General features: G+C 38.5%; 17 protein-coding genes. 16 read left to right on the plus strand and 1 reads right to left on the minus strand.

What is annotated here, in order from left to right; translation table 11 throughout:
- Positions 1-7: 7 nt before the first annotated feature.
- From IWB64_RS12615 to IWB64_RS12690, 16 genes are all read left to right on the plus strand, one after another.
- Entirely contained in the window at positions 8-772 is a 765-nt protein-coding gene (locus tag IWB64_RS12615; protein ID WP_194535883.1) for an SDR family NAD(P)-dependent oxidoreductase, read from the plus strand.
- Positions 773-804: 32 nt separating this feature from the next.
- Entirely contained in the window at positions 805-2,280 is a 1,476-nt protein-coding gene (locus IWB64_RS12620; RefSeq protein WP_194534333.1) for a sulfatase-like hydrolase/transferase, read from the plus strand.
- Between the two features lie 31 nt (positions 2,281-2,311).
- Positions 2,312-3,181 (plus strand): AraC family transcriptional regulator, encoded by an 870-nt coding sequence (locus tag IWB64_RS12625; protein WP_194534334.1) that lies wholly within the window; start codon positions 2,312-2,314, stop codon positions 3,179-3,181.
- A gap of 262 nt (positions 3,182-3,443) precedes the next feature.
- Positions 3,444-4,784 (plus strand): alpha/beta hydrolase family protein, encoded by a 1,341-nt coding sequence (locus IWB64_RS12630; protein WP_194534335.1) that lies wholly within the window; start codon positions 3,444-3,446, stop codon positions 4,782-4,784.
- 54 nt (positions 4,785-4,838) lie between these two features.
- On the plus strand, positions 4,839-6,653 hold the full coding sequence (locus tag IWB64_RS12635) for an alpha-L-fucosidase (protein ID WP_226975873.1): 1,815 nt from the start codon (positions 4,839-4,841) through the stop codon (positions 6,651-6,653).
- A 91-nt stretch (positions 6,654-6,744) separates the two neighbouring features.
- Positions 6,745-8,340 (plus strand): sulfatase family protein, encoded by a 1,596-nt coding sequence (locus tag IWB64_RS12640; RefSeq protein ID WP_194534336.1) that lies wholly within the window; start codon positions 6,745-6,747, stop codon positions 8,338-8,340.
- Positions 8,341-8,389: 49 nt separating this feature from the next.
- On the plus strand, positions 8,390-9,799 hold the full coding sequence (locus tag IWB64_RS12645) for a sulfatase-like hydrolase/transferase (RefSeq protein ID WP_226975874.1): 1,410 nt from the start codon (positions 8,390-8,392) through the stop codon (positions 9,797-9,799).
- 410 nt (positions 9,800-10,209) lie between these two features.
- Positions 10,210-13,353, plus strand: a complete 3,144-nt coding sequence (locus IWB64_RS12650) for a SusC/RagA family TonB-linked outer membrane protein (protein ID WP_194534337.1) — start codon at positions 10,210-10,212, stop codon at positions 13,351-13,353.
- A gap of 16 nt (positions 13,354-13,369) precedes the next feature.
- Positions 13,370-14,875 (plus strand): RagB/SusD family nutrient uptake outer membrane protein, encoded by a 1,506-nt coding sequence (locus tag IWB64_RS12655; protein ID WP_194534338.1) that lies wholly within the window; start codon positions 13,370-13,372, stop codon positions 14,873-14,875.
- A 67-nt stretch (positions 14,876-14,942) separates the two neighbouring features.
- Complete coding sequence (locus tag IWB64_RS12660; RefSeq protein ID WP_226975875.1) at positions 14,943-16,784, plus strand: arylsulfatase; 1,842 nt, start codon at positions 14,943-14,945, stop codon at positions 16,782-16,784.
- 304 nt (positions 16,785-17,088) lie between these two features.
- On the plus strand, positions 17,089-18,414 hold the full coding sequence (locus tag IWB64_RS12665; RefSeq protein ID WP_194534339.1) for an L-fuconate dehydratase: 1,326 nt from the start codon (positions 17,089-17,091) through the stop codon (positions 18,412-18,414).
- A gap of 7 nt (positions 18,415-18,421) precedes the next feature.
- The gene (locus IWB64_RS12670) at positions 18,422-19,198 is read left to right on the plus strand and encodes an SDR family NAD(P)-dependent oxidoreductase (RefSeq protein WP_194534340.1); all 777 of its coding nucleotides are present in this window, start codon (positions 18,422-18,424) and stop codon (positions 19,196-19,198) included.
- Positions 19,199-19,252: 54 nt separating this feature from the next.
- Positions 19,253-20,107: a fumarylacetoacetate hydrolase family protein gene (locus IWB64_RS12675; RefSeq protein ID WP_194534341.1), complete on the plus strand. Its 855-nt coding sequence runs from the start codon at positions 19,253-19,255 to the stop codon at positions 20,105-20,107.
- Positions 20,108-20,123: 16 nt separating this feature from the next.
- Positions 20,124-20,909, plus strand: coding sequence for an SDR family oxidoreductase (locus IWB64_RS12680; protein WP_194534342.1), 786 nt, complete (start codon positions 20,124-20,126; stop codon positions 20,907-20,909).
- Positions 20,910-20,917: 8 nt separating this feature from the next.
- A complete protein-coding gene (gene fucP / locus IWB64_RS12685) occupies positions 20,918-22,237 on the plus strand; it encodes an L-fucose:H+ symporter permease (protein WP_194534343.1) in 1,320 nt (439 codons plus the stop codon).
- A gap of 66 nt (positions 22,238-22,303) precedes the next feature.
- A complete protein-coding gene (locus tag IWB64_RS12690; protein ID WP_194534344.1) occupies positions 22,304-23,467 on the plus strand; it encodes an alpha-hydroxy acid oxidase in 1,164 nt (387 codons plus the stop codon).
- Positions 23,468-23,472: 5 nt separating this feature from the next.
- Here IWB64_RS12690 and IWB64_RS12695 read toward each other — a convergent pair whose 3' ends face one another.
- Positions 23,473-24,909: a nucleoside hydrolase-like domain-containing protein gene (locus IWB64_RS12695; RefSeq protein WP_194534345.1), complete on the minus strand. Its 1,437-nt coding sequence runs from the start codon at positions 24,907-24,909 to the stop codon at positions 23,473-23,475.
- Positions 24,910-24,919: the final 10 nt, after the last annotated feature.

Raw genomic sequence — 24,919 nt, forward strand, 5'->3', positions numbered from 1 at the left:
GAATATGATATTGAATAAATTCGATTTAAAAGGAAAAACAGCTTTAGTAACTGGTTGTAAGCGTGGTATTGGTTTTGCTATGGCCGAAGCTTTGGCCGAAGCCGGTGCTGACATTATTGGGGTTTCCGCAACTTTGGAACTTTCCGGTTCTAAAATAGAAAAGCGAATAACGGAATTGAATAAAAGCTTTAAAGCCTATCAATGTGATTTTAGTGATAGAAAAGCTTTGTATGCTTTTATTAAAAAAGTAAAAAGTGAAAATCCTAAGATAGATATCTTGGTAAACAACGCAGGTACTATTTTAAGACAACCTGCAGCTGAGCATACAGATGAACTATGGGACAAGGTTATTGAAGTAAACCAAAATGCCCAGTTTATCCTGTCTAGGGAAATAGGTAAGGAAATGGTAAATAGAGGAAGCGGGAAGATTATTTTCACAGCATCTTTATTAACATTTCAAGGTGGTATTACCGTGCCAGGCTATGCCGCTTCAAAAGGGGCAATAGGTCAATTAACAATGGCATTATCTAACGAATGGGCATCTAAAGGTGTACAGGTAAATGCCATTGCACCGGGCTATATTTCAACGGATAATACGGAAGCTTTGCGTAAAGATGCGGATAGAAGCACTTCTATTTTACAACGGATTCCTGCAGGAAGATGGGGCGAACCAGAAGACTTTAAAGGACCTATTGTTTTCTTGGCTTCCCCAGCATCAAATTATATGACAGGTACCGTGATGTTAGTTGACGGAGGCTGGATGGGCAGATAACAAAACATAACCAAACTTTAAAGACGCTAGAAATGAAAATAGATTACAAGGGTTTCACGTTGGTATTTATTGCCTTATCACTTTCTTTTTCGGCCTATGGCCAAGAGAAAAACAAGGAGACTAAAAAACGACCAAACTTTTTGTTTGTTTTGGTTGACGATCAGTCGCCTTTCGATTTGCAGGTGTATGATCCAAAATCAATATTAGAAACCCCTGTAATTTCTAAATTAGCGTCTGAAGGTACGGTTATAGAAGCTGCCCACCATATGGGTTCTATGAACGGTGCGGTATGTACACCCTCCAGACATATGATAATGACAGGCCGTACGCTATGGCATTTGCCACCTAGCGCAGAATTTCAAAAAAATACGGCTCCTCATGAATTGGATAAGCAGACCATTGGGGCTGTTTTCAATAGAGCAGGTTATAATACTATGAGAACTTGTAAAAAAGGGAACTCATATCCTGGAGCGAACGAACAGTTTACGGTTGTACACGATGCTGTAAAAAGAGGGGGCACTGAAGAGACAGGAAGTGCATGGCACTCCAAACAAGTTTTAGAATATTTAGGAGATCGTGAGAAAGTTAAAGAAGAAAATCCTTTTTTCATTTATTTTGGATTTTCCCATCCACATGATACCCGGGATGGCACTCCAGAGTTATTGGAAAAATATGGAGCGGTAAATCATACAGACAAGAATAGTCTTCCTCCGGCTAATGATAAACAACCACCGCTTCAAGATAATTATTTAGAAGCGCATCCTTTTTTCCATGGTCACCCTGAGCTTCGTGATGAAGAACGCGTAAGTGGGGTTTGGAAAAATAGAGATGAGCAGACCGTAAGGAATGAGCTGGGTAGAGAATATGCCTGTTCAGAAAATATAGATATCCAGTTGGGCAAAGTGCTTAAAAAATTGGAAGCCATGGGCGAGTTGGACAACACCTATATCGTTTACACTTCCGATCACGGAATGTCTATTGGTAGACACGGACTTATGGGGAAACAAAACTTATATGAGCATACATGGCGTGTACCCATGATTATTAAAGGACCAGGACTTCCATCCGGTAAACGCACAAAAGGGAATGTTTATTTATTGGATGTCTTACCTACATTATGTGATTTGGCAGGAATAGAGATTCCGGAAACCGTAGAGGGAACAAGTTTTAGACCTGTATTGGAAGGTGAAAAAGAAACTGTTAGAGATGTTATGTATGGTGTGTATTGTGGAGGAACAAAACCAGGCATGCGTACGGTTAAAAAAGGCGACTGGAAATTAATCAAGTATGATGTAATGGATGGTGCAGTACGCGAAACACAACTTTTCGATCTGGCTGAAAATCCGAATGAATATTTAAAAGAACACAAGAAAGAAGGCGAAATGCTGACCAATTTGGCCGAAAACCCGAAGTATGCCGATAAATTGGCAGAAATGGAAGCATTGTTATTAACTGAAATGGAAGCATATGAAGACCCTTATAGGCTTTGGGACCAACCGGCAAAATAGGATTCCAGTTTTATAAATAGTAGAGTAATACATGAAACTTCATTTATTAAATAGGGCATCTGTAGCTGACCGATCATTTTCGGTCAACCATAATCTGTACCCTAATTTTTTAAGGGTTTGGCATTATCACCCAGAGATTGAATTGGTGGTAATTCTAAAAAGTTCTGGAACACGTTTTATAGGGGATAGTATAGAAAAATTTCAGGAGGGAGAAGTGGTACTTATTGGCAAAAACGTTCCGCATATGTGGTTGAACGATGAGGTTTATTTTCAGCCAGAAAGTAAACTAGAGGCAGAGGCTCTGGCCATACACTTTACTAGAGATTTTTTAGGAAAAGGTTTCTTTGATATTCCAGAAATGAAACAAATTTCCGACCTTTTAATTCGGGCAAATAGAGGTATTAAGTTCAATACACTGAGTAGTGATCTGGTAGGTCAAATCATGAATCTAAAAAACTACGATACAACTACGCGTGTATACAAAACTATTGAGGTTTTGGTTGCTTTATCAAAGCAAGAAAATTATCAGTTATTATCAAGTACAAGCTTTGTAAATGCTTTTCAAAAAGCAGATAACTCGCGAATGGATAAAATATATGCCTACGTGTTTGAAAACTTCAATGATGGCATTAGCGCTAGCGATGTTGCTGAAATGACGGGTATGAATAAATCTGCATTCAGCAGATTTTTCAAGAAAGCCCATAGTAAATCTTTTACCAGATATCTTAATGAAATAAAGGTGGGCTACGCCTGCAGACTTCTTTTAGAAAACAAGGAAAGTATTACTTCCATCGCGTACTTATCCGGGTTTAACAATATCTCTAATTTTAATAGACAGTTTAGGACCATTCATGGTATGGCACCTTCTGCTTATTTAAAATATTATTCTTCAAACAACTAGAAAATGCCTTTGCGTGCAAAAAAAGTATCAGAAATTGTATTTTTTTTGGTAGTTGACCACACGATAGATTATTAGTTTTAACCACATTATAATATTGATAATAAACACTCTAATTATTTAAGTAATTCTAATTGTTTGCTTATTTAATTAAGTATTTCTTATTTAGAATCCTTGTCCAAGTTGATCTTACTTTAAATCGATTACTGTAAATAGTGTTCGGATTAGGAGTGGTACGAAACAAATTCTTTTTCATAATTTTAAAATGCGGGTAGATCAATTCAAATTTTTTCAATCTAATGCAAAAGGCTTTTTGACAGGTGCTTTGCTTATTGTGAGTGCTATATTTTTAAATGGACAAAGCAAAACTTCTACAATTGAAAAGCAAACAATTCTATTAGAAAATAGTACTGAAGGTCCTTTCTGGGTTAAAACTACTTTGATCGAAAGTGGTGTATTAGAAACCCCCAAGTACAATTTTACCAATGAGTTTGATGCTGAAAAATCAGAAGATAATATAAAGGGGATTTTTTATGAAGGTCTACCTTATAAAGGAAAACCAACAAAAGTGTTTAGTTGGTACGGAGTACCCGAAAACCTAACTAAAAATGATAAAGTCCCTGCAATAGTCTTAGTGCATGGAGGTGGAGGTACCGCATTTGTTGATTGGGTCAAAGAATGGACCAACAGGGGATACATTGCAATAGCAATAGCCTTGGAAGGTCAAATTCCTGGAGATAAAATTACCGGAGAGAATGAAAAAAAGGAGTATCAGACCTTTGAGTATTCCGGACCCAAGCGACAAGGTTTTTTTGAGGATGTAATTGTAGAAAAATTGGAAGATCAATGGTTTTTTCACGCAGTTGCAGATGTGATGCTAGCTACAAGCTTATTGAAGAGCTTACCAAATGTAGACGAAAATAACATTGGGATTACCGGTATTTCTTGGGGAGGTATTCTAACTAATGTCATAACAGGTGTAGATAATCGCTATGCATTTGCTGTACCGGTTTACGGTTGTGGTTTTTTACAGGAAACTCCTAATTATAGTAATCTATTAGGTCAGTTGAACAATGAACAACAAGCGTTTTATTTGAATACGTGGGAACCTTCATTATATGTACCACTTCAAAAACAACCCACACTTTTTGTAAATGGCACCAATGATTTCCACTTTACTATGAACAGCTTCACTAAAACCTACGAAGCTTCCCCTAACGAAAAATATCTATCCATTGGGCATAATATGAAACATGGTCATCAAGCAGGATGGGCACCGGAGTCAATTTACACGTTTGCAGAGTATATAACAAACAATGGTACTGCACCTGAATTACCAAAACTCATCCAAAACAAAAACAAGAAGTTGTTGTATCAATATCAAGGAAAAGTAGATAAAGGGTATTTGTATTATACCACAGATACTAGTGATTGGGGAAAGGACAGTTACCAGTGGGTCGAAACCACTGCAGATGTATCTAATACGAATAAAACAATTTCAGCAAAGCTGCCTGACGAAGCAGTTGCTTATTTCATAAATATTATCAATTCAGAAGGTAGAATGTATAGTTCACCCATGAGAATAGTGGATGGTAATCGTCCGTAAACTTGTCAGTAATAGGTGTTATAATTAATCGAATTCAATTTAAAGTCCAAACCAATGAAACTTAAGAATACCAAGGTAAATACAGTGTTGATATTATTTGTGATGTTCCTCTTTCAAAGTGGTTCTGTATTCAGCCAAAAGAAAGAAAAAGGAGAAAATATGGACGAGATGTGGGGGCATCAAAATTCATTGGGAGCCAACGCACCGGACTCTAGAACAAAATTATTTGATAATGGTAATTACGCCATGTTCATTCACTGGGGTATCTATTCAAAGATTGCCAATACATGGAAAGACAGTACGTATTATGGCATTAGCGAATGGATAATGAACCCTAGACGTGCAAATATTCCGGTGGATGAGTATATGGCAGAAGCAAAAACTTTTGACCCTGTAAATTTTGATGCTATGGCAATTGCCCAACTGGCCAAAGATGCCGGAATGAAATATATTGTAGTTACCAGCAAACACCATGATGGCTTTGCGATGTACAATTCCAAAAGCAATGATTTCAATATTGTAAAGGCCACGCCTTTTGCCAGAGACCCTATGAAGGAACTGTCAAAAGCATGTAAGGAACTGGGCCTTGGTTTTGGCTTTTATTATTCGCACAATCAAGATTGGACATTTCCTGGAGGCAACGGAGGACCAAAGGTAAACGAGAAAAGAAAAGAAGTTGGGTTTGATTATTATTTCAAGGAAAAGTGTCTTCCGCAGGTTAAAGAAATTGTAACCCAATATGGAGATATCGCCATGGTGTGGTTCGATACGCCAGGTAATATGGAGAAAAAATATGTGGAAGAATTAGTTGAGGTTGTTCGTAAACATCAACCTAATGCCATGATTTCTGGACGGGCCGGTCATGGTTTAGGCGATTATAAATCTTTAGGGGATATGAACATTCCCATAAAAAATATTGGTGGACTTTGGGAAACTGTTGACGTTACCAACGATTCTTGGGGATACGCTTGGTACGACCAAAATTGGAAAAGCCCAAAACGGATTTTAAAAAGTATTATTTCTACTGTGGCTCGTGGAGGGACTTATATGCTAAATGTGGGGCCTGCACCAGACGGAACAATTCCTGCGGAGGCCCAAGAATCGCTAAAAACTTCAGGGGAATGGATTAGCAAGTATCCTCAGGTAATATATAAAACTGGGTCTTCACCATGGGGTCATGCACTACCTTGGGGTGATGCAACCATAGCGGCTGATGGCAAATTGAACCTTTGTGTTTACAAATGGCCGTTAGATGGTAAACTATGGCTTCCAGGATTAAAGAATACGATTAAGTCTGCTGATTTATTAGTGGATGGAAAAGGTCAAAAATTGGAAACCACGACACATGCTGGTTGGGTAGCTATTTCATTACCAGCAAGACGGAACGAAAAATTAATATCTGTTATAGAATTAGAAATAGAGGGTAGCCCTGAGGTGGCTATATCCAATAGTATAGACCCTGTTTTTTCTACGGTACTGCCGGTTGATTTTGCTACGGCCGAAGGCTGTGCCATTGCCGAGAAAAGATGGATGGAAAAATTTGGGGAATGGAAACATATTGAGCAAGCTCAAGATTGGAAGGAAGGAAGTACAGTGACTTGGGAAATAGAAGTTAAAGATCCAGGCTATTATCAAACCGAACTAAATTATGCAGGGGAAGGCCGTTTAGTTTGGAATATAACTTCAGATGAGGGAGTTGTGGTTCAGAATCAGCAAAATTCATCAGCGGTATATAATTATTATGAAATGGGACTTATAAAGTTTAATAAACCCGGAAAGCATACTATAACTGTTTCCTTGGTAGATGGTAAAAAGAACAACGCAAGTCTAAAAGAAATACGGTTGACACCAGAAGGAAGCATGGAGTAATACTTTAAAAAGCCCTCTCCGTGCCTCATGTCTAAAAATGGGATGGATGGTGTATAAAGAAAAGCTCAAAGAGCTAATAAAGAAACTGATTATGAAAATATTGAAACATAAAACTCTTGGAACTTTATTATTATTGTTTTCAATGACCCTAGGTGCTCAAAACATCCAGAAACCCAATATAATTGTCATTTATACAGATGACCAAGGTTATGGAGATGTTGGCGCACTTAATCCCGATGCTAAATTCAATACGCCAAATATGGATAAATTGGCCAATGAAGGCATTATTTTTACAGATGGGCATAGCAGTGATGCGGTATGTACACCATCTAGATACTCTTTGCTAACCGGGCGCTATAGTTGGCGGACCTCTTTAAAAGAAGGAGTTTTAAGAGCTGATGGGCCTTGTTTAATAGAAAAGGATAGGATGACCATTGCTTCTTTACTTCAAGAAAATGGTTATAAAACGGCCATGATAGGAAAGTGGCATCTTCAAATGGAATTTGAAGGAAGCTTAGGGAAAGACCGTGACTGGTCAAAGCCCTTTACAGATGGTCCAATAGAGAAGGGATTTGATTATTATTTTGGTATTCCGGCATCTATGAATTATGGCATTTTAACGTATTTGGAAAATGACAAGGTGTTAGATCCTCCTGTATTATGGACTAAAAAGAAAGCGGATAAAAGACCACGTGCATTTAGTGATAGTATTGACCCGAAAGGGTATAGAATGACACCACCCTATATAAGTGAGCGTAAAGAAGGCACAAGTGGCTGGGTAGAAGTGGCACCCTCATTTAACGATGAGTTGGTCTTAAAAACATTTGCTGATAAAGCTGTGGATTATATTAGCGAATCTGCAACGGAGGCCAAAGCGGGTAAACCGTTCTTTTTATACCTGCCATTGACCAGTCCACATTTACCGCATTGTACGCATCCTGATTTTCAAGGGCAGAGTAATTGCGGAAATTATGGCGATTTTATGGAAGAAACCGATTATAGGATTGGACAAGTGCTTGAGGCTTTAAAGGCAAATGGAATTGAAGACAATACTTTGGTTATTTTTTCATCGGATAACGGAGCGGAGACCAACTACGTTAATCAGCGAGAAAAATATGGACACTATAGTAGTTTCAATTTTAAAGGAGGCAAGCGTGATATTTATGAAGGTGGCCATCGGGTTCCTTTTCTTATGCGTTGGCCTAACGGCATACAAGCAGGGAAAAAGTCAGATGTGCCCGTTTGCCAGACGGATTACTTGGCTACCATTGCCGATATTGTTGGGGTAGAACTTCCGGATAATGCAGGTGAGGATAGTTATAGTTTAATACCAATACTAAAAGGGGCTAGTTATGATAAAACGGTAAGAGGAGCTGTAATTCATCATTCCGTTTCGGGTCGTTTTGCGATTAGAGAAGGGAAATGGAAACTAAATATGTTTAGGGACTCTGGAGGTTCTTTAAAACCTAAAATTATTGAGCCAAAAGAAGGTGAAGCCCTATACGAATTATACAATATGGAGAAAGACCCAGGAGAAACTACAAATCTTTATTTTGATAATCCGGACGTAGTAAAAAGACTTACTCAGAAAATCACCAAAATTATTGAAGAGGGTAGAACTACACCTGGTACACCTCAATCTTATGTAAAAGAAGGTTGGGACATTCCGGATTGGATAAAGTCATAACTCAAAATAGGAGGAATATGACAACTACTGAACCAAATAAAAACAAGAAATGAAAATAGGAATAGGACTCTTGCTTTTTAGCACTTTGATGATTCTTTCGTGTGGAGAAAAACAAGAAGCTAAAAAGGAGATAGCGGTTGAACAGGATACGCGGCCCAATATCATATTCATTTTTGCCGATGATTGGGGGTATGGTGATTTAGGTATTCACGGCAGTACCTTTTGTGAAACCCCAAACCTTGATAAAATGGCCGCAGAGGGCATCGATTTTCAAAATTTCTCTGTGGTAAACCCAGTTTGCTCGCCAAGTAGAGTTGCCGTAATGACAGGGCAATTTCCGGCAAGGCAGAGTGTACACGGTCACTTTGCATCTGTGGAATCACATATAAAAAGAGGCATGCCGGATTGGTTAAACCCTGAAGCACCTTTACTTCCAAAAATGCTAAAAGAAACGGGCTATGCCACTGCTCATTTTGGAAAATGGCATCTTTCCAATACCCATGTTAAAGATGCACCGAGTCCGTTGGAATACGGTTATGATGAGTACGGTGCATTTAATTTACCAAGTGACCTACATCAAATGCAGGCAGACTCAACCTTATATAAAACGATTAATTTCGTAAAACGGAACAAAGACAAACCGTTTTTTGTAAATGCTTGGATTCACGCTACGCATACCCCGCATTACCCCAAAGAAAAGTACATGCAGCAATTTGCTCATCTAAAGGAGCAACAACAGGTTTATGCAGCGGTGATAGCGGAGTATGATGCTCGCATTGGTGAGTTATTTAAAACCTTGAAAGATTTAAGTTTAGATGAAAATACATTGGTAGTTTTTTCTTCGGATAACGGACCGGAAATAACTGGAAAAATTAAAACTACCGATGATAATTCTACAGGCCCTGGTATGGGAACTTATTATTCTGTAGGAGAAGGGGGACTCAAAGGTCGTAAGCGTTCTTTATTCGCAGGCGGTGTGCGTATACCGTTTCTAGTGCGCTGGCCTGGTAAAACTCCATCTGGTGTGGTTGATAGAACTACAGAATTGGCTACGGTAGATTTGCTACCCACATTTTTAGAATTAGCGAATACAACCTATCCTGCAAATTATGAACCTGATGGGGTAAGTATAGTATCAGCTATTATGGGAAAACCTTTTGAAAGACAAAAGCCGATTTTTTGGGATTGGCGTTTTCCCAATGATCGACCTGATTTTTGGCCAAGTGAAGGTGTACAAGAAGGGAATTGGAAGTTGCTGGCAAATGAAGAACTAGGAAGAGCGGAATTATATGATATTTCTACGGATTGGGCAGAGCAGAAAGATGTGTCGGCAGAAAATCCAGAAAAGAAGAGAGAACTAATGGATAAGTTCAAAACATTCGAAAAATCCTTACCAACAAGTCCACCTGCTAATTCATTTTCAGAAGAAAGAAATTCAATAGGTTCCACAAATGAATAATTACAAGAGAAAGTGAATTGAATCATTGTACAATTTCATACGAATAAGAGAGCTCCATACGTGGAGCTTTTTTTATAATAATGATGTATCAGAACCTACAAAATATGGAAGTGAAATTTTCAGGTATTTATGGGATTAAGTATTTAAAATATTGAATTTCATCAAATTAAAGAGTAGTGAAAACCGTATTAAAAAGCTGCAAGTAATACAGTTTATGCAAAAAAAGTATCGAATCTGGTATTTTTTTTGGTGGTGAGAGCTTTTTTACATTCTTAGTTTTGGCTGTGTCATTTTATTAAAATGATAATATATAGTTTTTTGATATGCTATATTAATTTTTTGAGACGCCATTATTGCGATATACTTAATTCGCAGTCGCCAACCAATCGTACTAACTTAATTACTAGAAAATGAAAAAACGGACAACCAAAATTTACCCCTTTGGAATTATCCCAAAGGAGGTTTTAAAGGTTTGCTTTTGTGCATTCCTTTTGCCAGCATTAATCTCTGAAGTTCAGGCGAGCAGCGCTCCCATAACTTCAGAACTTGATTTTGAAGATGTTCAACAGCAAATTACCGGTGCTGTATTGGATAATGCGGGGATACCACTTGCAGGTGTGAATGTTCTAATAGACGGCACAACAACAGGTACACAAACGGACTTTGATGGGAAATATACTATTGCTGCAAGTTCCGGAGATGTATTGGTCTTTTCATACATTGGTATGAAAACTCAGTCGCTAACGGTTGGCGCATCTGGTAGCATAGATGTAACCATGGAGGAAGACGCCGCAAGTTTAGATGAGGTGGTTGTAATTGGTTACGGTACCCAAAAGAAAAGTGATTTAACAGGAGCCGTTGGTTCAGTGTCGTCAGCAGAATTGCAAGAGCGTCCGGCCGCTTCTCTTACGCAATCTTTATCCGGTAAAATGCCTGGTGTAAGCGTATCTATTAATTCAGGTAGACCGGGAGGAAAATCCAATATCAGAATTAGAGGAAATTCTTCGGTTAGCCTTTCTAATGATCCTTTGTATGTAGTAGATGGAATCATATTGGTCTCATCGGGATTAGGCAATAACAGTTCCCCAATAGATTATATCAACCCTAATGATATTGCTTCAATTGAAGTTCTAAAAGATGCTTCTGCAACGGCAATTTATGGTTCTAGGGGTGCTAATGGTGTTATTCTGGTTTCTACCAAAAGAGGAAGTAACTCAGGAGGGAAAATTAGTTATGATAGCTATTACAGTTTAGGAAACCTTTCTAGAAAAGTAGACGTACTGAATTCCGAACAATTTTTGATGATAGAAGAGGTCGCCTATCAGAATGCAGAAAAATATGATGCAGTGGGCTTTGCCAATGGCAAGTATACAGACCCTGCTTTAAAAAGAAACGACCCAAAACTTTTTGATGCCAACGGCAATCCACTTTATGATACGGACTGGCAAGATGAGGTAACCCGAGCGGCCTTCACACAGAACCATCAACTGTCATTTACCGGAGGAACAGAGAAAGGTAGTTATGGTGCGTTTCTTGGTTATATGGACGAGGAAGGTATCATGAAAGATTCATGGTTAAAGAGATATTCTGGTCGTTTTGTTTTTGATTCCAATATTAGGGATTGGATGAAAGTAGGCGGTAGTCTTAGTTATAATAATCAAAAAGAAAGAGTCATTCACGCCTCATGGGTAGGTAGAAATATGATCGAGAATATTCCAATTGTTCCAGTTAAATATCCTGACGGAAGCTGGGCTAGTAATGCAGATTATCCAGGAATGGAAGGAGGCCCAAACCCAGTTAGGGTAGGGGAAGAGTACAAGAAATTCTTGCGCACCAATACCATACTAGGAAACATATTCGCTAATATAACCTTAGCAAAAGGACTGGATTTTAGAACTTCCATAGGCGTAAATAACGTAGAGCAAAAAACGGATGAATATGCTGGCCGTGAACTAAGTTTTATTGGAACGAATACAAACGGTTATGCTGTTAGGGAAGCAAATGAGTATACTTCTTGGCAATTTGAAAATTACTTGACCTATTCAAAAGAAATAGCGGAAACTCATTCAATAACAGGGTTATTGGGTATTTCGTGGCAACATATAAATAATACGGCATTTAGTGCCCGAGCGGAAAATTTCTCGGATGACTTTTTTAGCTTCGATAATTTAGGAGCGGGTTCAGTGGTAGGCAATCCAACGTCAAGTGCTTTTGCTTATGGCCTAAATTCTTATTTTGGACGGATCAATTACGGACTTCAAAATAAATACTTACTGACCGTTACAGGTCGTGTAGATGGATCATCAAAATTTGGAGATACCAATAGATACGCTTTCTTTCCTTCAGCGGCTTTGGCTTGGAAAGTTTCCGAAGAGAATTTCTTGAAAGAATCTAAAACAATATCCAATCTTAAATTAAGAGCTAGTTACGGTGTTACGGGTAATTCGGAAATACCTGCATACGGAGCATTACCGGGTTTAGGAAACTATGCTTATGTGGTTAATAATTCAGTTGTAAATGGTATTGGTATTGACCGCTTGGCTAACCCTGATTTAAAATGGGAAAAAACAAATCAAGTAGATGCCGGAATTGAAGTTGGCTTATTTGATGGAAGAATTTCCTTTGAGGTAGATCTTTACCGTAAGTTAACAGAAGATATGTTATTGAACTCACCTGTACCTACAAGCAGTGGTTATGCTTCTGTATTCCGAAATATAGGGAGTATGGAAAATAAGGGAATTGAGTTTTCCTTGAGCACTAAGAATATTACAACCGATAATTTTTCTTGGGACACCGATTTCAACATTGCAATAAATAAAAATGAGGTAGTTGCGCTTTCTGGAGGAAGTGATATTTTTTCTAGTAGAACTATAATTCGAGAAGGAGAGGCTGTAGGTTCATTCTTTGGCCTTGTTAATCTGGGAACATGGGGAACCGATGAAGCCGATGAAGCCGCAACATATTTTAGATTACCGGGTGATGTTAAGATTGAAGATAGAAATGATGATGGGGTTATCAATCAGGCCGATAGAACTATTATTGGTAAAGGAATTCCTGATGGTTACGGAAGCTTAATAAACACCTTCCGCTACAAGAATTTTGAATTGTTGGTGGATTTACAGTTTCAGTATGGTAATGATATCATGTACATCACTACCCGTCCGCAAGAGAATCGCCAAGGTATTGCAAACAGTCTTGCTACCGTATTGGATGCTTGGACTCCAGAAAATCAGGATACGGAAATTGCTCAATGGAGACCCGTATCTGCCGGTTATGATAATTTAGATACCTCTCACATGATTCAGGATGGGTCATTCATTAGAGGTAGAAATTTATTGTTGGGATATAATTTCTCACCGGATATAGCTGAGAAATTAAAGTTAAGCAGGTTAAAGATATACACATCGGCCCAAAATTTCTTTGTAAGTACAAAATATGAAGGTTATGATCCAGAGGTGCAAACTAGTGATAACACTTTTGGACAAGGAGAGGTAAACTTTGATCAATATCCAAAGCCTAGAGTATTTATGATTGGGTTGAACGCAACTTTCTAAACAAAAAATGACAAACATGAAAAATATAATTAAAACCAGAATTCAAGTAGTCTTGATGGGATTCTCGCTAATCATAGGAGTGGGGTGTTCGGATTTTCTTGAAGAAACCGATCCATCTAATATTACTGCAGATAGTTATTTTAAAACTGCGGAGCACGCAGAAACTTCAGTTTATTCCATCTATTCCAATCTCAGAAGCGTCCGCGGAGGGTCATACGGCGGTAGTCCTTGGCTGATGTTGGAATTTGCTACAGGTTTAGCAGATAGTGATTTGGGTCAGGCAGATAATAGCAATATCATTCGGAATTTGACCAATACGTCAGATAATGCCTATGGTAAATCATATTGGGATAGTAGTTTCCAAGGTATAGCCAATGCGAACTTGGCTATTGCTAACATTCCGGATATAGCTATGGATGAAGGCCAAAAAAATCAACTATTGGGAGAAGCTCGGTTTTTAAGAGCCTATTACTATTATAATCTTGTAAGGATTTTTGGTAGTGTTCCTTTAATTACTGACCCTATTGATTTGAGTTCGGAAAACCTATATGCCACCCAAGAAACGGTTGAGAATATTTATGCGGTAATCGTTGAGGATTTAACTACAGCAGAGGCATCGGGTCTTCCGTTTAATGATGGTACCGGAAAAGTAACTTTAGGTGCAGTTAAATCGCTGCTATCTAGTGTGTATTTGACTATGGCTGGTAACCCTCTACAATTGGGTAACGAGTACTATCAAAAAGCAGCGGACAAAGCCAAGGAAGTTATTGATTCGGCAGAATATAGCTTATTCCCTACGTATGCGGATTTACATGACCCTGAACAGAATAATACTGGTGAGAACATTTTTATGGTTCAATATGAAGCTTTTGTAGACCCTTCTGATTGGCAGCCATTGGTAATACCGTATAACATGAATATTTCTGCTTATTCGGAACAGACAGGTGCTATTTATGCCAATCTGGATTTTATAAATTCATATGATGAAGGAGATAAAAGGATAGCAGAAAAGGAATTTTACTATACCACGTATACCTCAAAATTTGATAGGGATGAAACTATTGTTCTAGGTGGGTACTTCCTCTATAAGCATTTTGATATTGTTGCTAATCTTGATACGGCAAGCAGTGATTTAAATTGGGATTTGATTCGATATGCCGAAGTCTTATTGATTTATGCCGAGGCATCCAACGAGGTTTCAGGTCCTACAGCAGCAGCATACGACGCTGTAAACGGAATTAGAACTAGAGCGGAGCTTCCTGATTTGGCCGGACTAAGCAAAGACCAGTTTCGTGAAGCTATTTGGAAGGAAAAATGGCACGAGCTTAGTTATGAGAATGTCACTTGGTTTGATATGGTTAGGCTTAAAAAAGGATTTAATGTTACCACGGGAACTTTTGAAGATTTCGTAGGTCATCAATTTGCATATGGCCCAACATTAACGGAACGTGAACTATTGTTTCCTATACCTACGGATGAACTTCGTAACAATGAGAATCTTGTTCAAAATGCTGGATATTAATGACGCGATAGCTTTTTAAAAATCGTCATATTTTCAATAAAACTAATACTTAACTCTGGGAATAAAAATGAAACATAATTTATTTAAAAGCAATAGAAAGCTCGGCAACCAAAATAAGCAAGGCTTTGTAGCAAAGAGCCTTTCGGTTTTCATGATTTTGGCTTGTACGTCATCCGCAGTAATGACGGCACAAAGTAAATCCAAGGAAAAACCGAATGTAATTGTCGTAATCACGGATGACCAAGGTATGGGAGATTTGGGAAGTTACGGAAACCCCTATGTCAAAACCCCGAATATTGACACCTTTTATGAAGATGCCGTACGGTTTAACAATTATCATGTTTCTACAACCTGTGCACCTAGTAGAGGGGCTATAATGAGTGGGCGTCATACCAACAGGTTAAATGTTTTTCATACCATTACGGGACGCTCATTACTTTTTGAAGATGAGGTAATACTACCACAGATATTTGCGCAGAACGGATATACAAATGGCATGTTCGGTAAATGGCACTTGGGAGATAATTATCCGTACCGTCCGGAAGACAGAGGTTTTCATGAAGTTGTCCGTCATGGAGGCGGGGGAATTACCCAAGGTCCTGATTATTGGAACAATGATTATTTTGATGATACGTATTGGCATAATGGAAAAACTGAAAAATACGAAGGCTACTGTACCGATGTTTTCTTTTCGGAAGCATTGGACTTCATAGAAACCAACAAGGATAAACCTTTCTTTTGTTATATCGCCACCAATGCGCCTCACGGCCCTTTGAACGTGCCAAAAGAGTATATGGATATGTATAAAGACGTAGACGGATTGGAGGAAAAATTCCAAAGGTTCTACGGAATGATTACCAATATAGACGACAATTTTAAGCTTTTGGAAGATAAGTTAGCTGCTTTGGATATTGCAGATAACACCATTTTAATTTTTACAACAGATAATGGTACCGCTGGTGGAAATAAAGTTTTTGACGCTGGTTTAAGAGGAGGTAAAGGTAGTGAGTACGAAGGTGGTCATCGTGTTCCTTTGCTAATCCGTTGGCCAAATGGGGAACTTACAGGAGGTAAGGATATAGATAAATTGGTTGCACACTATGACTTGTTGCCTACGTTCGTTGATCTTCTAGGTTTTGATTTTAATCCGGTGAAGCCATTGGACGGAAAAAGTCTAAAACCTTTGCTTTATGAGGAAGCCGAGGAATGGCCAAATAGAATTTTATATATGGATACCCAGCGCTTACAGAATTTGGTGAAATATAGAAAGTACTCTGTTATGGACGATAACTGGCGTTTGGTAAATGGGACGGAGCTTTATGATATGAATAAAGATCGCAGTCAGACTACGAATGTATTTGACAAACATCCTGAGGTAGCGGAAAGGTTGGCTGTAGGTTATGAAAAATGGTGGCAGTCCATCATGGATGAAAACGTTAATGAGCGTTACGCTTATATTAAAGTTGGCTCGCCAGAAGATAATCCTAGTCGTATTTCATCACATGATATGATGACGGGTAAATTCGGCCATATGTGGCATCAATATGGTGCAACTAGTGGAGCACAAGCCTCAGGAAATTGGAAAATTGAATTTGTAGAAGATGGCGATTATAAAATTAGCTTGTGCCGTTTTCCACGGGAAAGTGGTTTGGCCATAAACGCAACCTTTCCTGCAGAAAAACAAAGGATAGAACTGGAAAGAGCTATGCCGGCGAGTACAAAATCCGATTTTGAAGAAGCCTATATTTATGTAGCTGACTTAGAAAAGACCGCTAGAATTGAAAAAGGCCAAAAAGAAGTGTCCTTTACCGCTAAGGTTTCTGCAGGTAAATATGATATGGAAGCGCAATTAATCGACAAAGACAAAAGGGTGCATCCTGCCTATTACGTGTATATAGAAAAGTTGTAAAAATTAAATCTGAACAAAAATAAATCTGAAAATGTTTCTGTTCAATTTCGATTGGACCGTGACGTTTTTAGTTTATGGAAGAATAATAGGGAAATTTATATAGTAGCCTTTTATCTCAAAAAAGTACTGTTTCGAAAAATACATTTTCAAATCTATAAGGTCGATGCATAACTACTTTTGATAGATTTTAGATTAAAAAATAGACTACAGATGCCTAAAGGCAAAAAAAGTATCATTTTGGGTGCAATATCTGGTGGTTTTGAAAAATGTGAAGTTTTAAGTTTGTACTGTTAATTAAGAATTTATGTCAAAGAAAATAACAATTACGGGTGTTGAAATTAAAGATGTCCGTTTTCCAACGAGTAAGTCCTTAGATGGTTCGGATGCAATGAATCCAGACCCAGATTATTCCGCGGCGTATGTAATATTAAAGACTGATGCCGACAACGGACTAGAAGGTCACGGATTGACTTTTACCATTGGTAGGGGTAATGAATTATGTGCCGCAGCGATTCAATCCTTAGCCCCGTTAGTGGTTGGAAAAACGTTGGAAAGCTTTACGGCCGATATGGGTGCCTTTTGGAAAATGATTACAGGAGATAGTCAGTTACGCTGGTTAGGTCCTGAAAAAGGAGTTATTCATTTGGCTACTGGAGCAATGGTAAATGCCGTCTGGGATTTATACGCCAAAGCCGAAGGGAAACCACTATGGAAATTACTGGCCGATATGACTCCAGAAGAGTTGGTTCGTTGTGTTGATTTTACCTATATAACAGATGCTATCACTCCTCAAGAAGCATTGGCTATGTTAAAGGAAAAAGAAAGTTCAAAACAAGAACGTATTGCTAAACTAAAGCAAGATGGCTATCCAGCGTATACGACTTCGGCCGGTTGGTTGGGGTATTCGGATGATAAGATGCGTAGGCTTTGTAGAGAGGCAAAAGCGGCTGGTTTTGACCATATGAAAATTAAGGTAGGTTCGGATTTGCAAGATGATATGCGCCGTGCTGCTATTATTCGCGAAGAAATTGGTGATGACCTTCGGTTGATGATGGATGCCAATCAGAAATGGGATGTGGACGAAGCTATAGATAATATGGCCGAATTGAAAAAATTCAACCCATATTGGATTGAAGAACCTACAAGTCCAGATGATATTTTAGGGCACGCCAAAATAGCAAAAGCAGTAGCACCTATTAAAGTAGCAACAGGAGAGCATTGTCAGAATAGGGTAATGTTCAAACAATTAATGCAAGCTGGCGCCATAGAAATATGTCAGATAGATAGTTGTAGGGTAGGAGGTGTCAATGAAATATTGGCCATTTTATTCATGGCGGCAAAATTTAATATACCTGTTTGCCCACATGCAGGTGGCGTTGGACTTTGTGAATATGTACAGCATTTATCAATGATCGACTATATTGCTGTAAGTGGTTCTTTAGAAAATCGTATTATTGAATATGTAGACCATTTGCACGAACATTTCTTTGATCCGGTGGTCATTGAAAATGGTGCGTATATGCCACCAAGTATGGCTGGGTATAGTATAACAATGAAACCTGAATCGTTAGCGGAATACAGTTTTCCGAACGGGAGTTATTGGGAAAAGGAATTATGCACAACATTATAAAACACCTATGAAATTTAGTTTAAAGAATAAATCAGCTGTGGTTACTGGCGGTGGTAGTGGTATAGGTAAAGCCATTTGCTTAGCGCTAGCAGAGCAAGGTGCGATTCTTCACATTCTAGAAATGAATGAAGAAAATGCAAAAGAGACCGCATCACTTATTGAAGATATGGGAGGTACTGCCTCCACTTATAGTTGCAATGTAGCTGTGCGGAAAGAAGTTCGTGCGGCATTTGAAGCCATAACAGCAAAAAATCCAATCGATATTCTAATTAATAATGCCGGTATTGCTCATATAGGTAATTTGGAAGTTTGTCAAGAAGAAGATTTAGACCGTTTATATGATGTGAACATCAAAGGGGTTTACAACTGCATGCACGCTAGTATTGGATCATTGAAAGAGACAGGAGGCGTAATTATAAATATGGCGTCTATAGCATCATCAGTAGGAATCAATGATAGATTCGCCTATTCCATGACCAAGGGTGCGGTATTAACTATGACGTATTCCGTAGCCAAAGATTATTTGGCAGATGGTATTAGGTGTAATTGTATTTCTCCTGGTAGGGTACATACGCCTTTTGTAGATGGATTTATCAATAAGAATTACCCGGGTAGAGAGAAAGAGATTTTTGAAAAGTTATCCAAAACTCAGCCTATTGGAAGAATGGGTAAACCAGAAGAAGTCGCAAATTTAGCGGTATACCTTTGCTCAGAGGAAGCTTCATTTATCACAGGAACTAATTTCCCAATAGATGGTGGATTTGTTACCTTGAACGGTTCGTAGCACAAACAAGATTTTTAAAATAAATATACAGACGTATTAAAATATAAAGTACCTATGAAATTAATAAGATTTGGGAGTATAGGCGAAGAAAAGCCAGGAGTACAATTAGATAACGGCACACGGTTGGATGTTTCTGAATTTGTGTCAGCAAATTATAATGAAGCATTTTTTGGAGGTAACGGCATACAAGAATTGAGTGATTGGTTGGAAAAGAACGAAAGAAATTGTCCAATAGTTTCTGATGATGTGCGTTTAGGTTCGCCATTGGTACGCCCTTCAAAAATTGTATGTGTGGGGCTAAATTATGCCAAGCATGCTGCAGAAAGTGGTATGACAATTCCAAAGGAGCCTGTACTCTTTTTTAAAGCTACTTCTGCTATTGTAGGACCAAATGACGATGTTATCATTCCAAAGAATAGTGAAAAATCGGATTGGGAGGTTGAGCTTGCCGTTGTTATTGGTAAGAAAGCTTCCTATGTAGAAGAAAAAGATGCTTTAGACCATGTAGCCGGTTATGTTTTGCATAACGATTATAGTGAGCGTGCTTTTCAGATAGAGAAAGAAGGCCAATGGTGTAAAGGAAAGGGATGTGATACGTTTGCTCCTTTAGGGCCGTTTATCGCTACTGCAGATGAAATTAAAGATCCAAACAATCTTAATTTATGGTTGAAGTTAAATGGAGAAAAAATTCAAGATAGCAATACTTCAGATTTTATTTTCAATATACAAGAAGTTATAAGTTATATAAGTCAGTTTATGACCCTATTACCGGGAGATATTATTTCAACAGGTACGCCTTCAGGTGTTGGTTTAGGTTTTAATCCGCCTAAATATTTAAAGGCAGGAGATGTTGTAGAGCTTGGTATTGAAGGATTGGGAAGTTCAAAACAACTGGCAAAAGCATATTAGCAAGCACAAAACAAATATGGATTTAAACTTAAAGGATAAAGTCATTATCGTTACTGGTGGATCAAAAGGTATAGGCCTTGGTATTACCCAGGTTTTATTGCAAGAGGGGGCAATTCCTTTTATTATTGGCAGGAACAAGCCCAGTATCTTAGCGGTGGTAGAAGAGATTAAAAAAACGGGTGGTAAAGTAGGCTTCGCTTTTGCAGAGCTAACAGATCCAGAGCAATGTAAAGCAGCCGTAGAAAACGTCATCGCTACTTTTGGTAGAATTGACGGTCTTGTAAACAATGCCGGTGTAAATGATGGGGTTGGTCTGGAAAATGGCAATTACGAAGACTTTATGGCTTCCCTTCAAAAAAGTTTAGTCCATTATTATCTTATGGCTCAGTATGCCCTTCCAGAACTTAAAAAGAGCAAAGGAGCCATTGTAAATATAGGCTCCAAAACTTCTTTTACGGGCCAAGGGGGAACATCTGGTTACGCAGCTTCCAATGGAGGAAGAAATGCTCTGACCAGAGAATGGGCAGTAGAACTTTTGCCTTACGAGATTAGGGTGAATGCCTTAATAGTTGCGGAATGTTATACCCCTCTGTATGAAAAGTGGATCAATACATTTTCGGAACCTGAGAAAAAAATGAAATCCATTACGGATAAAATTCCATTAGGTAACCGTATGACGACAGCTGTAGAAATAGCCAATACGGTTGTTTTTCTATTGTCAGAACTATCTAGCCATACTACAGGACAATTACTTTTTGTAGATGGAGGATATACACATTTAGATAGGGCAATAACAGTTTAAGATTACATATGAAAACCGAACAAAAAATACCAGTAGTAGCTAAAGAATTACTTTTCCCATTTATATTAATCACCTCTTTATTTGCGCTTTGGGGTTTTGCTAATGACATCACCAACCCCATGGTAGCAGCATTTAAAAGAATTTTGGAGCTTAATAATACGCAAGCTTCTTGGGTGCAAGCTGCCTTTTATGGCGGCTATTTTACTATGGCATTGCCAGCAGCTTATGTGGTAAAGAAATTTAGTTACAAAGTGGGTATTTTAGTCGGACTTGCATTATACGCAGTGGGAGCGCTTATGTTCTATCCCGCAGCAGCTATGGAAAGTTATATATTCTTTCTTTTGGCCTTGTATGTACTAACCTTTGGTCTTGCGTTTTTAGAAACTACGGCTAACCCATATATTTTGGCCATGGGAGCAGAGGAAACAGCAACTTTACGATTGAACCTTGCTCAGGCTTTTAATCCATTAGGAGCTCTTTCTGGTCTTTTTGTAGCACAGTTTTTTATACTGGGAGCATTACAATCAGATGATGTGGCACCAGACGGTTCTTATATCTATGAAACCCTGTCAGAATCTGCAAAAGCAGCTGTTAAGACTTCGGATTTAATGGTGATTAGAAACCCTTACGTAGGGCTGGGGCTCTTCGTGATCTTCATGTTAGTGGTGATTGCCATGGTAAAAATGCCAGAGGGCAAGACGGAAAACCAAGTAGGGTTACGAGAATCTATAAAGAGGATATTTAAAAAGGAACGTTTTGTAGGCGGAATGCTTACGCAAATGTTCTATGTAGGTGCTCAGATTATGTGCTGGACGTACATTTACCAGTATGCAGAAAACATTGGCATTAACAATAGAGATGCCGTTAACTATGCTTATGCTGCCTTAGTGATTTTTCTGGTCAGTAGGTTCTTGTGTACATATCTTATGAAGTTCATCAATTCTGGAAGACTGTTAATGATGCTATCCTTATTAGCAATTGTCTTCTGTGCGGGTACGATTTTTATAGAAGGTATAGGTGGCCTTTATTCCCTGGTTATGGTTTCTTTCTGTATGTCTTTGATGTTCCCAACTATTTATGGGATTGCATTAACAGGATTGGGAGATGATGCCAAATCTGCTTCTGCTTTTTTAGTAATGGCTATAGTAGGTGGTGCTTTTATGCCCATGTTACAAGGCTTAATATTAGATATTGGTGGAACTGGATATAGCGATGTGCGTATACTAGGAGTTCCAGAGGTGAACTTTTCGTTTATACTTCCTATGCTTTGCTTTTTTGTGGTAGCCTTTTATGGTCACAGAGCGTATAAAAAATACGATTTAGAATAGAATTTATTTTGATAAAATTTAAACGGCACCTTTTAATTTGTGCTGTTTTACCTATAATTTACTACAATGGGAAAAAAATCTAAAACAGGATTGGATCCTCGGTATCCTTCTATTGATGATTTGCGGAATAAAGCGATGCAAAAGATTCCAAAATTTGCTTTCGAATATTTGGATGGAGGATGCAACGAAGATGTCAATTTACGTAAGAACACAGCTGAAATACGAGAGGTGGAACTTTTGCCTTATTATCTAAGCAAGCATACGGAGTCTGTAATGAAAACGGAACTTTTTGGTCACACGTATGATGCTCCTTTTGGTATAGCACCTGTTGGTCTACAAGGACTTATGTGGCCTAATGCTCCTGAAATTTTAGCGAAAGCTGCTTTTGAGCATAATATCCCTTTTGTTTTAAGTACGGTAAGCACCAGTAGTATTGAACGAATTTCTGAGATAACAGAAGGTAATGCTTGGTTTCAATTATATCACCCAGCGGAAAATTCGTTACGTGATGATATTATCAAAAGGGCTGCCGCTGCAGAATGTCCAGTTCTTGTTATTCTTTGTGACGTGCCTACTTTTGGTTTTAGACCGCGAGATATTAGAAACGGATTGGCAATGCCTCCTAAAATGTCCGTTAAAAACATACTTCAGATTATGGGCAAACCAGAATGGGCAATGAAAACGCTTATTCACGGACAACCTAGTTTTGAAACCTTAAAACCCTATATGCCCAAAGGATTGGATTTAAAACAATTAGGTAAGTTTATGGATCAGACTTTTTCGGGAAGATTGAATGAGGAGAAGATTAAACCGATTCGGGATATGTGGAAAGGCAAGTTGGTTCTGAAAGGAGTAGCTAATGAAGCCGATGCCGAAAAAGCGGTTAGGTTAGGTATAGATGGCGTAATTGTTTCCAATCATGGAGGTAGACAGTTAGATGCGGGAGAATCTACCATAAAACCATTATGCAGAATAGCAGAGAAATATAGTAATCAACTAACGGTAATGATGGATAGCGGTATACGTTCCGGTCCTGATGTAGCCCGAGCTTTGGCCAGTGGTGCTAAATTCACTTTTATGGGACGCTCGTTTATGTACGGTGTAAGTGCCTTAGGAAACAACGGCGGAAACCACACCATATCATTACTTAAAACCGAATTACAGCAGGTAATGGAACAGATTTGTTGTGAACGTGTTTCAGATTTTCCAAACCATTTGATTAAAAAATAAATACGCTAATAAACCTTGGGTTTAATCGTAACAATAATTCGCTTGTAACTAGATAATGCAGGTTCGCCCTTATCGGTTACTTTTAGAATATAATGAGCGGTTACCTCTTCCCTAAGTCTTGGTGTATTGATTTTGGCGAAATGTAGATTCTTTGCACCGTTAATAGATAGAGGTTCTTCGTAGGTACCGGCTTCAGGATAATTAAACCACAGATAACTTAAGTTATCTCCGTCCGGATCAGTAGAATTAGCGGCATCAAAAGTGATACTTTTACCAGATTCAATAGTAATGTTCTCAGGATGGTTTAGCACAATAATTGGAGCGTGATTGGCTTCTTCATAAGGTAGCGTACACCAATCCATCCGGGCGGCAAAATCATTTTGAAAATCATCTCGCCAGCGCCATAATGATACCTTATCACTTGTGAAATTTAAAGTATCTGAAGTTATAGTTCTTCCATATTCATTTGTAACAAAAGGCGTAAAACTGTCCTCGGCATTGGTCCATATTTTTCTGGTTTCAACCTCAAATGGCACACCGGATTTCCCTTGCTTTCGACCAGAAAAGTAAGGTTTGTAAAATTCGTATCTACCACCCCAACCTCCCCAATTGGGATGTTCAGAGGAATTTAATCCGTTAGGAATAAGAGAAAGAAAAGCAGGCGTATCTCCTTCCATTCCGTAAGCAACATCGGGATAGGCGGCACCAAGAGACCCATGTGCTTGTTGTATGTTTTCTGCAAGCCACGAGTTGCTGATTTCAGTATTGTCAATGCCTGAGACAACACTATTAATACCGTTCCATGTGGCACGATCATAATCGTCTCCTGGAGTAACAATGTAAAAGAGGTCACGAAAGTTATCTCTGATCCAGATGCTACTATCATCTTGGTCAGAAATGGCATATACGCGAAGTTTAGAAATTAGTCGTTTTTGTTCTTTTATAGTTTTTGTGGCTTTTATTGTGAATAGCGCTTGTGCCAGAGTGGTAGAACCACCCCAAACAGAAATCCATAACGGGCGTTCATCATCTTCTTCTAGGTTTTTAATGATCCAGTCGGAGCCTTCGGAATCTTTTCCTTCTCCAACACCCAACATACCGTATACAGGTAGGCCTGTTTTTACTACGGCCAACAAATTACTTGCCTCAGGGAAATCCGGATGATGTTCCTTTAAGTTAGGTTGTACCTTGGCATAGGCATGGAGTATTCTGATTATAGATTCTGGGTGTACGCTATTTTTGAGCCAGCAGGAGGTGGAGGCAACAATGCCTTTAATATCTATTTCATTGGAGTATACTAGCAAACGGACTAATGATTGGGCGTCGTCAGGGTCTGCCTCAATATCAGTTAATATAATTACCCTATTTTTTTGAAGAGTTTGCTGTGCAGTTAGAACACTAAAGTTCAATAGGAATAACAATAGGAAAAATAGTTTTTTCATAATAGCGCAT

It is taken from the genome of Zobellia nedashkovskayae (assembly GCF_015330125.1).
Taxonomy (GTDB): domain Bacteria; phylum Bacteroidota; class Bacteroidia; order Flavobacteriales; family Flavobacteriaceae; genus Zobellia; species Zobellia nedashkovskayae.

What these genes read in the sequence shown, in the direction of transcription:
- IWB64_RS12645 (WP_226975874.1), top strand. Translation starts at nt 8,390, where the DNA reads ATGAAAATAGGAATAGGACTCTTGCTTTTTAGCACTTTGATGATTCTT.
- IWB64_RS12660 (WP_226975875.1), top strand. Translation starts at nt 14,943, where the DNA reads ATGAAACATAATTTATTTAAAAGCAATAGAAAGCTCGGCAACCAAAAT.
- IWB64_RS12690 (WP_194534344.1), top strand. Translation starts at nt 22,304, where the DNA reads ATGGGAAAAAAATCTAAAACAGGATTGGATCCTCGGTATCCTTCTATT.
- IWB64_RS12625 (WP_194534334.1), top strand. Translation starts at nt 2,312, where the DNA reads ATGAAACTTCATTTATTAAATAGGGCATCTGTAGCTGACCGATCATTT.
- IWB64_RS12635 (WP_226975873.1), top strand. Translation starts at nt 4,839, where the DNA reads ATGAAACTTAAGAATACCAAGGTAAATACAGTGTTGATATTATTTGTG.
- IWB64_RS12655 (WP_194534338.1), top strand. Translation starts at nt 13,370, where the DNA reads ATGAAAAATATAATTAAAACCAGAATTCAAGTAGTCTTGATGGGATTC.
- IWB64_RS12670 (WP_194534340.1), top strand. Translation starts at nt 18,422, where the DNA reads ATGAAATTTAGTTTAAAGAATAAATCAGCTGTGGTTACTGGCGGTGGT.
- IWB64_RS12620 (WP_194534333.1), top strand. Translation starts at nt 805, where the DNA reads ATGAAAATAGATTACAAGGGTTTCACGTTGGTATTTATTGCCTTATCA.
- IWB64_RS12675 (WP_194534341.1), top strand. Translation starts at nt 19,253, where the DNA reads ATGAAATTAATAAGATTTGGGAGTATAGGCGAAGAAAAGCCAGGAGTA.
- IWB64_RS12630 (WP_194534335.1), top strand. Translation starts at nt 3,444, where the DNA reads ATGCGGGTAGATCAATTCAAATTTTTTCAATCTAATGCAAAAGGCTTT.
- IWB64_RS12665 (WP_194534339.1), top strand. Translation starts at nt 17,089, where the DNA reads ATGTCAAAGAAAATAACAATTACGGGTGTTGAAATTAAAGATGTCCGT.
- IWB64_RS12680 (WP_194534342.1), top strand. Translation starts at nt 20,124, where the DNA reads ATGGATTTAAACTTAAAGGATAAAGTCATTATCGTTACTGGTGGATCA.
- fucP (WP_194534343.1), top strand. Translation starts at nt 20,918, where the DNA reads ATGAAAACCGAACAAAAAATACCAGTAGTAGCTAAAGAATTACTTTTC.
- IWB64_RS12640 (WP_194534336.1), top strand. Translation starts at nt 6,745, where the DNA reads ATGAAAATATTGAAACATAAAACTCTTGGAACTTTATTATTATTGTTT.
- IWB64_RS12650 (WP_194534337.1), top strand. Translation starts at nt 10,210, where the DNA reads ATGAAAAAACGGACAACCAAAATTTACCCCTTTGGAATTATCCCAAAG.
- IWB64_RS12695 (WP_194534345.1), bottom strand. Translation starts at nt 24,909, where the DNA reads ATGAAAAAACTATTTTTCCTATTGTTATTCCTATTGAACTTTAGTGTT.